9 protein-coding genes are annotated in these 10,669 nt (G+C 71.5%); 1 reads left to right on the forward strand and 8 read right to left on the reverse strand.

All coding sequences use genetic code 11. The annotated features are described in order from the left end of the window. Positions 1–187 precede the first annotated feature (187 nt). From VF584_21185 to panB, 6 genes are read right to left on the reverse strand one after another with little or no spacing between them, the layout of a single operon-like run. Positions 188–700, reverse strand: a complete 513-nt coding sequence (locus VF584_21185; GenBank protein HEX8212703.1) for a LytR C-terminal domain-containing protein — start codon at positions 698–700, stop codon at positions 188–190. Then, on the reverse strand, positions 675–1,271 hold the full coding sequence (locus tag VF584_21190) for an HD domain-containing protein (protein HEX8212704.1): 597 nt from the start codon (positions 1,269–1,271) through the stop codon (positions 675–677). Before VF584_21190 ends, VF584_21185 begins: the two co-directional genes overlap by 26 nt. Then, entirely contained in the window at positions 1,249–2,013 is a 765-nt protein-coding gene (locus VF584_21195) for a hypothetical protein (protein ID HEX8212705.1), read from the reverse strand. Before VF584_21195 ends, VF584_21190 begins: the two co-directional genes overlap by 23 nt. A gap of 5 nt (positions 2,014–2,018) precedes the next feature. Then, the gene (gene panD / locus VF584_21200) at positions 2,019–2,393 is read right to left on the reverse strand and encodes an aspartate 1-decarboxylase (protein HEX8212706.1); all 375 of its coding nucleotides are present in this window, start codon (positions 2,391–2,393) and stop codon (positions 2,019–2,021) included. Positions 2,394–2,424: 31 nt separating this feature from the next. Then, entirely contained in the window at positions 2,425–3,279 is an 855-nt protein-coding gene (gene panC / locus VF584_21205) for a pantoate--beta-alanine ligase (protein HEX8212707.1), read from the reverse strand. Then, the gene (gene panB, locus VF584_21210) at positions 3,276–4,100 is read right to left on the reverse strand and encodes a 3-methyl-2-oxobutanoate hydroxymethyltransferase (GenBank protein HEX8212708.1); all 825 of its coding nucleotides are present in this window, start codon (positions 4,098–4,100) and stop codon (positions 3,276–3,278) included. The genes panC and panB overlap by 4 nt, the downstream gene beginning before the upstream one ends. A gap of 105 nt (positions 4,101–4,205) precedes the next feature. On the opposite strand from panB, the gene VF584_21215 reads away from it, so the two are divergent. Then, complete coding sequence (locus VF584_21215) at positions 4,206–5,864, forward strand: NFACT RNA binding domain-containing protein (protein ID HEX8212709.1); 1,659 nt, start codon at positions 4,206–4,208, stop codon at positions 5,862–5,864. 460 nt (positions 5,865–6,324) lie between these two features. Here VF584_21215 and VF584_21220 read toward each other — a convergent pair whose 3' ends face one another. Both VF584_21220 and VF584_21225 read right to left on the reverse strand, forming a co-directional pair. Continuing rightward, on the reverse strand, positions 6,325–8,094 hold the full coding sequence (locus VF584_21220; GenBank protein ID HEX8212710.1) for a cellulase family glycosylhydrolase: 1,770 nt from the start codon (positions 8,092–8,094) through the stop codon (positions 6,325–6,327). 460 nt (positions 8,095–8,554) lie between these two features. Beyond that, complete coding sequence (locus tag VF584_21225) at positions 8,555–10,669, reverse strand: methyl-accepting chemotaxis protein (GenBank protein ID HEX8212711.1); 2,115 nt, start codon at positions 10,667–10,669, stop codon at positions 8,555–8,557.

Consider the following 10,669-nt stretch of genomic DNA (forward strand, 5'->3'; position numbering starts at 1 on the left):
CCGTTGTCCGGACGGCTCGGTGTCTCCCGTCGCCGGTCGCCACCCGCCCGTAGCTACGGAGGTGTACCGTCAACTCCTCCGGCGGGACTTTCACCCGCAAGAACACGCCGCCTTTGCACGGCGCACCACAGAGCCACAGAGAAGACGGCGAGAGGAAACAACAAGAAGTTTTTCTCTCCGTTTCCTCTCAGTTCCTCTGTGTCTCTGTGTGAGATCCGGGAGCTTTGGGCGCGCGCCAGTCCCTGCCGAGCACCACGGTGGCATCGAGATAGAGGTTGGAGTCGGGGCGGACGGTGACGCGGCGAATGCCCACGGCGTCGGCCACCTGGCGAGCGACCTCGATCCTGCCCACGCGGTCCAGGACGACGGAGGAGTCGGGCGGGAAGCCCTGGCCGTTGCCGAACTCCTTGACGTCGAAGCCGCGGTCGCGCAGGACGCGGGTGGCTTCGCGCGCCAGGCCGGGGCGGCCGGATGCGTTGAGCACCTGCACGCGCACGCGCCCCGCCGGCACCGCGTCCGCGGCGGTCGCGGCGGCGGGGGAATCGGCGACGGCGGTGGGGAGGGCTGCACGTGAGCGGCCTTTCATCACCCCCGCGACGAGCGAGCCGATGAGCACCGCGACCAGCACGAGCGTCGCGAAAATTCCGAACGTCTGGAGCCGGCCGCCCGCCGGCTTACGCTTCGCTTTCGACCTGCTCATACAGGGCCTGCGTTTCCGGGTGGGCGGTGCCGCCTTTTCCCGTGATGTGCGTCCAGCGGAGGCGCACCACTTCGCGAAAGATGGCGTCCATGTCGCCGGGCATCCGCGCGCGCAGCGACTCGGTGTACTCCGGGTCGAAGGTGCGGCCCGGCTCCAGGAAGTCCGCCAGGTACAGCGCCCGCCCCAGCCTGCCGAAGCGCGGCGAGCCCAGCGTGTGGAAGCGGATCGCCTCGCACATCTCCGGGTCCAGGTCGTCTTTGAGGCGCACCGCGGCGGCCGGGCCGTGCAGCAGCTTGCCCGGCAGCGGGCGGAAGAGGAGCGGCACCTCGGGACGCAGATCTTCCGGATCGGCCTCGCGCAGGACGTCGTGGAGCCACCCGGTGGCCGTCCAGCGCTTCACGTCGCGCTCGGGGAGGGCGAGCGCGACGGCCCACTGGCGCATCAGGGCGGCGACCCGCTCCATGTGGGCGCGCCGCTTCTTCCCCGCGCGCGCCCACTCCGGGAGCTCGCCGCGGGCGGCGGCCTCCACGAGGGGCGAGAGGGGGGCGTCAGTCGAACCCGCGGCGGACATGCGGCTCCAGGATGGCACGGTTGCGGATGGAGGTGTTCGACAGGTAGTTGAAGCCCTTCAGCTCGACCCCGCTCCCCACCCAGCTGTTCACGATGCGGCAGCACGGCCCCACCACCGTCTCGGCGCCGATGGTGGTGCGACCCTCCAGCACCACGCCCGGGTAGATGATGGTGTCGCGCCCGATCCCCACGTCCACGTCCACCAGTACGGACTGCGGGAGGAGAAAGGTGACGCCGCCCTCCATCAGCTTCAGCACCAGCCGGTCGCGGATTACGGCGCCGGCGCGCGCCAGGTCCGCGCGGGTGGTGACGAACGCTGCGTCGGGGTCATGGCGGTCGCCGGCGCCGGTGCCCTCGCCGTCGTCGAAGAACGCGACGGGGCGGCCGGCCTCATCCACCGCGCAGGCGGCGACCCCCTCGTCCAGCAGGCGCTGGAAGGCGGGGCCGGCGCAGGGGGCGGCGGCGTGCACCCGCAGCGTGCGCCCCTGCCAGGGCGTCTCCTGGCCGGGGGCGATCACCTCCACGCGGCCGGGGAGGTCCGCGAAGAGGTCGGCCGACGATGCTTCGGGGTCCATCACCACCATCACGCACTCGGGGGCGGGAACCAGTGACGCCACGGCGCGCACGGTGTGCCAAACGAGCGGCCTCCCCGCCACCGGGTGCAGGTGCGCGGGGAGGCTGGAGTTCAGGTCGTCGGACCCCGGCTCCGTCAGCGGCAGCACGACGCCGGTCCAGGGGCCCATGGCGCTCAGGACGGCAGGGCCCGCAGCGCGTCGCGCGAGATGCGGTTCTGCTCGTCCACGAAGATGAACCGCGGGCGGTAGCGCGCCATCTCGGCCTCGTCGTACTGCGCGTAGGAGATGACGATCACCTTGTCGCCCGGGTGCACCAGGCGCGCGGCGGCGCCGTTCAGGCAGATCTCGCCCTCGCCCTCGACGCCCGGGATGACGTACGTCTCGAAGCGGGCGCCGTTGTTGACGTTGACCACCGAGACCTGCTCGTACTCCAGCAGGTCCGCGGCTTCCATCAGTACGGGATCGATGGTGATCGACCCCACGTAGTTGAGATCCGCGCCGGTGACGGTCGCCCGGTGGATCTTGGACTTGCACATGGTGCGCAGCATAGGGCCATCCCCCTGTTCGCCGAGTGACCCTTCACGGCAGGATCGCGTTGTCGATCAGCCGCGTCCTGCCCACGCGGGCCGCCACGGCCATCACCGTGCCCGGCACCGCCCTCTCCACCCCCTCCAGCGTGCGCGGATCGACCACCTCCGCGTACTCGGGTTCGACGCCCGGCACCGCCATCTCCTTCCAAAGGGCGGCGCGCAGCGTGGCCGCGTCCGCCTCCCCCGCGTCCCACAGCGCGCGGGCCCGCCCCAGCCCGCGCGAGAGCGCCAGCGCGCTCTCCCTCTCGGGTGGGGAAAGATACACGTTCCGCGAGCTCATCGCCAAGCCGTCCGGCTCGCGGACGATGGGGGCCACCTCCACCCGCACCGGGATGTCCAGGTCGTCCACCATGCGGCGGATGAGGGTGGCCTGCTGCAGATCCTTTTGCCCAAAGACGGCCACGTCCGGCTGGAAGATGCCGAACAGCTTGGCCACCACGGTGAGCACCCCGCCGAAGTGCCCCGGCCGCGACCCGCCGCACAGCCGCTCGGCCAGCCGCCCCGGCACCACCTGCACCGCGGGCTCGCCGTGCGGGTACATCTCCGCGGCGGACGGCGCGAAGACGAGCTCCGTTCCGCGCGTGGCGGCCAGCGCCAGGTCGCGATCCAGGTCGCGCGGGTAGCGGTCCAGGTCCTCGGCGGGCCCGAACTGCAAGGGATTCACGAAGATGGACATCATCACCACGTCCGCCCGCGCGCTCGCCTCGTCCAGCAGCGAGAGGTGCCCCTCGTGCAGGTAGCCCATGGTGGGGACGAGCGCGACGGTCTTCCCCGCCGCGCGCGCCTCGCGGACGGCTTCGCGCACCTCGGCCACGGTGCGGGCCACGGTCAGCGTCGCCGTCATTCGAAGGTGTGCTCCGCGGCGGGATACTCGCCCCCCTTCACCGCCCTGACGAACGCATCGACCCCGGCCGCCGCGGCGTCGCCGATCTCGGCGAAGCGGCGCAGGAACCGGGGCTGGAACTCCGTGTTGATCCCCAGCATGTCGTGCAGCACCAGCACCTGGCCGTCGCACCCCACGCCGGCGCCGATGCCGATGGTGGGGATGCTGAGCTCCGCCGTGATCGCCTCCGCGACGGCGCGCGGCACCAACTCCAGAACGACGGAGAACGCGCCGGCCTCTTCCAGGCGGCGCGCGTCGGCCAGCATGCGCTCGCGCGCCTCGTCGCCCTTTCCCTGCACGCGCACGCCGGTGACGTTCACCGACTGCGGGGTGAAGCCCAGGTGCCCCATCACGGGGATCCCGGCATCCACCAGCGCGCGCACCATCGCCGCCGTCTCGGGCGAGCCGCCCTCCAGCTTGACGGCGTTGGCCTCCGTCTCGCGCATCACCCGCCCCGCGTTGCGCAGCGTGTCCTCGCGCGAGACGTGGTAGGTGAGGAAGGGGAGGTCCACCACCAGCAGCGCGCGCTCCACCCCGCGGCGCACGGCGCGCGCGTGGTGGATCATGTCGTCCAGCGTCACCGGGAGGGTGCTGTCCAGCCCGAGCACCACCTGCCCCAGCGAATCCCCCACCAGCACGACCTCCACGCCCGCGCGATCCACCACCCGGGCGAAGAGGAAGTCGTACGCGGTGAGCACGGCGATCTTGTCGCCGCGGCGCTTCATCTCGCGGAGGTCCCGCACGGAGACCTTCCGAACGCCGTTCCCGCTTTGCGTGGACATGTGCACCTTTCTCCCCGGCCCAGCCATCGCTAGGCGCCGCCGGGCCGAAATGCGGTCCAAAAACAGCGGGTTGACGTGGCGGGAAGCTAGCCGGATCTTCCGGGGGTGTCAAACGCCATCCGCTTCGATCCGCCGCTCGTCCGCGCCCTCGCGGCGGAGCTGGACGCCCTGCTGCAGGGGCGTGCGGCCCACCCCGCGCCGGTCTTCGACAGGGACCTCTCCGCCCTCCTCCTTCTGGATGGCGGAGAGGCGCTGCGCCTGGACCTGCACCCCACGCGCGGCTGGGTGCGCATCGTCCCGCGCCCCGAGGGGCTGGAGGGGCACGCCCCCGAGGCGCGCATCGTACGCGTGGCCGCCGCGCCGGACGAGCGGCTCCTGCGCATCGAGCTGCAGGAGGGGAACCGCTTTCGCGGGGGTGCGCGCTCCCTCTTCTTCGAGCTGCACACCAACCAGTGGAACGCGCTGCTGGTGGACGGCGCGGACCGGCGCATCGTATCCGTCCTGCGCTCGCGCGAGGCGGGCGGGCGGCGGCTGCACGCGGGCGAGGAGTACGCGCCACCGGCCCCGCAGTCGCGCCTCTCCGCGCGCACCACGGAGCGCGACCGCCTGCGCGTGGAGTGGCACCTGCGCCTGGCCTTCGTCGCCCCCGATCAGCGCCGCGGCGAGCTCCTCCGCGGGTTTGCCGATGCCAGCCCCCTGAACGCCGACGCCATCCTGGGCGACGCCGCTGCCAGCGACGACGCGGCGGCGCTGGACCCCGCCTTCGAGCGCTGGTGGCACGTCCACGCGGGCGATACGGAGCCGGTGCTGCTGGACGCGCGCTGGGGGAAGCAGCCCTATCCGCGCCGGCTGGAGGGGATCGCGGCGGAGCCCTTTCCCACCCTCCTCGCCGCCTGGGCCACGCTGGCGACCTCGGACGAGGTGCCGGGGCGCGAGCAGGAGATCGCGCGGCTCCTCACCCGCGCTCGCCGACGGCTGGAGGGCGTCCGCCGCCGCGCCGCCAAGCTGTACACCGAGCTGCAGGGTGTGGGCGCCGCGGAGCCGCTGCGCGCGCGTGGCGAGCTCCTGCTGGCCAACCTGCACCGGGTGCAGCACGGTGCCTCGCGCGTGACCGTGTACGACCACGAGGGCCGCAAGATCAAGCTCACCGTTGACCCCGCGCTGCGCCCGCACGAGAACGCCAACCGCTGGTTCGAGGAAGCGCGCCGCCTGGACCGCATAGCCGAGCGCATCCCCGGCCTCATCGAGCGCGCGGAGAGCGAGGTGCGCCGCTGGGAGAAGGGCATCGCCGCCGCCGAGGCCGGCGAGCCGCCCGCCTGGATGGAAGCCGCCCTGCGCCGCGCCGAGTCGAAAGAGGCGAAGAGTCCGGCGCAGATGCGCGACCGCAAGCCGTACCGCGTCTACCGCACCTCGGGCGGGCTGGAGGTGCGCGTGGGGCGCACGCGCGAGGACAACGACCGCCTCACCTTCCACCACGCCTCGCCGGGCGACGTGTGGCTGCACGCGCGCTCCGTCCCCGGCTCGCACGTGGTGCTGCGCTGGCAGGAGGAGGGCGCCCCCCCCGCCCGCGACCTGGAGGAGGCGGCGACGCTGGCCGCCTGGCACAGCAAGGCCCGCTCCTCCGGCACCGTCGCCGTGGACTGGACGCGCCGCCGCTACGTGCGCAAGCCGCGCGGCGCCCCTCCCGGCCGAGTCACCATCCAGCAGGCGAAAACGGTGTTCGTCTCGCCAGATGGGGAGCTGGAGGAGCGGCTGCGGGAGTAGGCCCGAAAGGCCCCCTCCCCCGCTCGTCACCTCGCGGTCCCTCCCCCAAAACAACCTGGGGGAGGGGCGTACGCGTGCGTCTGCCCGAGCGGCGGGCCCTCACCCCCCCCAAGCCCCCCTCTCCCAAACTGCTGGGCGAGGGGGGAGATCGCGGCCATTCCCGCGCGGCGCCGGCCCCGCGAAACGCGGCCGCTCGCAGGGGCGCGGCGCCGCTCCGGCCTCCCGACCGACCAACCGATACGGTAGGGGCGCGATTCATCGCGCCCGCCCTTGCCCCCACCGCGACCGCCGCCCGCCGCACCCAAATCGGTAGGGGTAGACCTGCTTGTACCTGCGTGTCTGCCCGCACCTACCCCACCTCGATTCCCGCTCTCCCCACCATGCCCACGCCGCCGGACGCGTGAACGGGGGGCGCACCCACACCGTGGATGCGCCCCCCGTTCTGCCGGACTGGCGCCGGCTAGTTGCGGTGCATGCGGACGCGCATAGCCCCGATGCCGCGTGAGAGGCCGCGGCTGCCGGCCCAGTCGCCGTTGCACGCCCAAGGGGTCCATCCGTGGTTCCAGGCGTAGACCTGGTAGCAGATGGACCAGACCGGGTTGTCGACCGTGATGCGGATCTGTTCCACGCGCTGTTTCTCATTTCCCGTCCACGGATCGGGCCAGTGGGAGCATACCACCGGCTGATCTCCGACGTTGGACTGGTGAACCTGGTAGCAGGCGATGGTCGGAACGTCGAGCGGCTGCACGCGGAGGCGGTTCATGTACTTTTCCTGCGTGTCGTACCCCGCCACCTGGTTGTTGTAGACCGTGCCTGTAGGGCCTATCCCGCTGATGCTCGCCTGGTACCCCAACGGCAACATGAACGGCACACTCGTTGGAGTGAGCGTGTTTACCGTTACGTTCTTGACCGCCAGCGATCCGTCGTCCAGGTAGAGGAACGGCTGGGTCGACGGGATCATCCCGACCGTCGTGACCCGGAAGTCTCCCGTGGCCGCGGGCCGGTCCCATGCGGAGCGGGTGGTCGCGCCCCGGCCATGCAGCCACTGCCACGCGAGCCGGGGGATCGACGGGTTCGTGAACCTCGTAAGCGACAGGTTGTAGTCCTTCACGTCGCGCCCGTCTGGGAAGGTCACGGCAGGCTCGCCGCCTCCCGTGATCATGTTGTAGGGGAGCACCTTGGTGATGGGCGTACCGTGGAACCCATTCACCAGCGCTTCGTAGTAGCCGCGCTGGTGCTGGTCGAACGCGTTCGCCATGTCGTCCGAGCTGCCCCCCGGAGCGCCGTACGCCCTCATGTACCAATCGCCGGACGTTCCCGTCTCCGTGACCCAGATCGGGCGGTTGATGTCCCCGTATGCGTTCATTACGGGGGTGAGCGTGTGCACAATGGTGAACGGTCCCCACTGGTCGTAGGGATTCGCGCCGTATGCATGCATCGCCATGATGTCGAGCGGGTACGGCTTCCCCCCGGTGGCCTCGAACCCAGCGTACATCCCCTCCACGAAACGCAGGTTGGGCCCCTCCAGGCCACCGAGGAGCACCCACTTGCCTTGTGCCTTGAAGATCGGGTACACGGCCCGGAGCGTCGACGCGTAGCCGACCCCCCAGTGGTACGAGTCGACGTTGCCCGAGTACTCGCGCCAGGGCTTGGCCCAGTTGGGATGGTCCTGCTCGTTCCAGATCTGCCAGAATTTCACGTCTCCGAAGGCAGCGACCATGTCGCTCAGGAAAGTGGAAAAATGCTGGTTGAAGGCCTGGAGCGAGGTGGCGCTCTGCCAGGGGAGCGGGGTTCCACTCGCCGCGGACGCCGAGTCGAACCACATTCCGTGGACCGAGAACACGAGCTCGAGCCCCCGTTCCCGCGCGGATTGTACCCTGTCGGCGATTGCCTCCATCTTGTTCGGGTCGTAGATCCCGTCGCCCTCCGGGTCCATCTCCGCCCAGAAAATCGGGACACGGACGAGGCGCATCCCCGCGGCACCCGCCATGTCCATGTGCTGACGCTGCTGCGCCTGGCCGAACATGTGGATGTTGATGCCGACCTCTGGAGCCTTGTCGTAGATCCATAGATCGCGTGTGCTCTGCCAGTGTCCGCGCCAGTCCGCGGGCTGGCTGTACGTGTTCGCCCTCGGCGACGCGCCCCCTGGACTGAGGGGTGAGGACAGGGGCAGGTCGTCGGTGCACGCGGCGAGCAGCAGCGCCGCGGCGGCTACGAGTCTGATTCGCATTCTGCTTGTCGGGGGAGGTGGGAGGGTAGGGGGAACTGAGCCTTTTGATCGGATCGGTCAGCTCGCAATTCCATTCAGAAGCGTCAACACGCTTAGTCACGCGAAGTGGACAATCAGAACACGAGTGGTGGCCCGATCTACCCTATAACGCACGAGACACCATGATCCTGCACAGGCGCAATGTGCTGGGCGACCTCCACGCCCGCGCTCTTCCACCGCAACCTGCGCCCACCGCACCACCGTAGCGGGCAGACCTGCGTGTGGCCTGCGTGTCTGCCCACCCCTTTCACTGCCTCGCCCCCGCTCCTTCGCACCCGAACCGGTAGGGGCAGCCCCACGTGGCTGCCCGTGCTTGCCCCCGCACCGACTCGCGCTCCCCGCACAGGTGCACGCCAAACGCCCCTCCCCCAGGTAGTTATTGGGGGAGGGGCCGCGAGGTGACGAGCGGGGGTGGGGGCCTCTACGCCCCCATCTCGTTGAACCGCGCGATGTACGTGTTCAGCCGCACGGACACCTGCCCCAGCGCCGCCACCGCACGCTCCACCTCCGCCAGCGTCTCCGCCTGCTCGCGGGCGGCGGTGGCGACACCCGTGGCGCCGTGGCCGTTGCGCTCGGCCAGCCCGGCGATGGTGGCGATCTCTCCCAGGAGGGCGGCGAGGCGCAGGCGCTGCTCCTCCGCGCGGCCCGCCATGCGCGTGGTGAGGTCGGCCGACTCGCCGGCGGCCGCCGCGATGCGCTGCACGGAGTCGAGCGCGGTGCGCGACAGGTCGCCAACGCCGGAGACGCGCTCGGAGCCGGCCTGCATGCGTCCCAACGCGGCGTGCACCTGTCCGCGAACGGACTCCACCACGTCGCGCGCCTCCAGGGCGGCGCGGGCGCTGCTGTCCGCAAGGTTGCGCACCTCGTCCGCCACCACCGCGAAGCCGCGTCCCTGCTCGCCGGCGCGCGCGGCCTCGATGGCGGCGTTGAGGGCGAGGAGGTTGGTCTGGTCCGCGATCTGGCCGATGGAGCCCACCAGCGAGGAGATGCGCTCGGAGGCGCGCTCCAGGCCCGCCAGCTCCTGCGCCTCCAGGTCCACGAAGTCGCGCAGCTCCACCAGCCGCCCGATCGCCTCCTCGATGGCGCCGCGGTTCTGCACGGCCATGCGCCCCGTGTCGCGGCTGGTGTCGGCGGAGGAGCGGGCGTCGCGCGCCATCTGCTCGGCGGCGGCGGCGAGCTGGGCGGCGACCTCGCGGCCGCGGGCGGTGCGCTCGCCCTGATCGGCGACCTGCTCGCCCATGGCGGCGGCGTGCTCGGCCACCTCCACCCCGCTCGCGCGCAGCTCGGCCAGCCGTCCGCCCAGCTCCCGGAGCTGCCCCTCCACCTCACCCGCGCTCTGCGTCATGGGGCGCACCAGCGAGTCGAGCTGCAGCGCGAGCGAGACCTGGCGGCCGAAGCGCTCGATCAGCCGCACCTCGTTGGGCCCGTACGCGCGGGGACGGTGGTGCGCGATCTCCAGCACCCCCAGCACCGTGCGACCGTACTGGAGCGGCTGCAGCACGAGCGAGCGGGCGCCGTCGCCGTGGAACCGCCCCTCGCGGCGCAGGTCGGCCACTATCAGCGCGTCGTCGCGCCCGGCGGCCTCCACGTGCAGGTCGCTCGCCTCGGCGATGGGGGCGCCGCCGTTCGCCGCGGGATAGATCGGCGCCAGGCGGTTTCCATCGACCGCGTAGATGCGCAGCCAGCGCCACTCCACCAGCCGCGCCGCCAGCCGCTCGATCTGCTCCAGCGACTCGCCCAGCGTCATCCCCGCGGCGATCACCGCCTCCATCGCCACCACCTTGCGCAGCTCCTCGGACGCGATCGCCTCCACAACCAGGGCGCGCGCCAGGAGGCCGGCAAAGATCACGAACGCCAGGATGAAGGCCCATCCCAGGTGCGTGCCGTACATGATGAGCGCCGCCGCCACCGCCAGCGCGGCGATGATCCCCAGGAACGCGGAGATCACCTCGTAGCGGAAGATGATCATCCACTCCGCCTGGCTCAGCTTTCCGCGGTACGCCAGCGAGAAGTAGAAGAGCCCGCGGCTCGCCGCCAGGTATGCCAGGAAGAAGGCGACGATGGTGGGGATCCACTCCGCCGAGAACACGTCGCCGGCGCCGATCCCAGACGGGTAGGTCTGGCCGCGAACCGCGACGACCGCCGCGAACACCCCCGCCCCGGCCACCGCGGCGAGCGACTCGCGCCCGGCGTTGATCAGCGCGGGGATGACGTCCTTGCGGCGGAGCGCGTCGCCGGCCACGGTGCCGAGGTAGGCGGCGAGGACGGCGGCGGCGGGCTCGCCCATCATCACCAGCGGCGCCACCGGCACCACCGTCATGGTGACGTACGCGAACTTGGAGAGCGGCACCGCCCCCAGCCGCAGCAGCGCCACCGCCACGATCCCGGCGAGGGCGGCGATCCACCCCCCTGTGGTGCGCGGCGGGTAGAGCACGGCGACGGTCAGGGTGAGCAGCGCGCCCGCGTACAACACGCCGCGCGCGTAGCCGGCGAGGATGCGGTGCATCACCGTGGACACGTCGCGCTCCGCGTTCAT

The sequence above is a fragment of the Longimicrobium sp. genome (assembly GCA_036389135.1).
GTDB lineage: Bacteria > Gemmatimonadota > Gemmatimonadetes > Longimicrobiales > Longimicrobiaceae > Longimicrobium.

What these genes read in the sequence shown, in the direction of transcription:
- VF584_21185 (HEX8212703.1), bottom strand. Translation starts at nt 700, where the DNA reads ATGAGCAGGTCGAAAGCGAAGCGTAAGCCGGCGGGCGGCCGGCTCCAG.
- VF584_21190 (HEX8212704.1), bottom strand. Translation starts at nt 1,271, where the DNA reads ATGTCCGCCGCGGGTTCGACTGACGCCCCCCTCTCGCCCCTCGTGGAG.
- VF584_21195 (HEX8212705.1), bottom strand. Translation starts at nt 2,013, where the DNA reads ATGGGCCCCTGGACCGGCGTCGTGCTGCCGCTGACGGAGCCGGGGTCC.
- panD (HEX8212706.1), bottom strand. Translation starts at nt 2,393, where the DNA reads ATGCTGCGCACCATGTGCAAGTCCAAGATCCACCGGGCGACCGTCACC.
- panC (HEX8212707.1), bottom strand. Translation starts at nt 3,279, where the DNA reads ATGACGGCGACGCTGACCGTGGCCCGCACCGTGGCCGAGGTGCGCGAA.
- panB (HEX8212708.1), bottom strand. Translation starts at nt 4,100, where the DNA reads ATGTCCACGCAAAGCGGGAACGGCGTTCGGAAGGTCTCCGTGCGGGAC.
- VF584_21220 (HEX8212710.1), bottom strand. Translation starts at nt 8,094, where the DNA reads ATGCGAATCAGACTCGTAGCCGCCGCGGCGCTGCTGCTCGCCGCGTGC.
- VF584_21225 (HEX8212711.1), bottom strand. Translation starts at nt 10,669, where the DNA reads ATGAACGCGGAGCGCGACGTGTCCACGGTGATGCACCGCATCCTCGCC.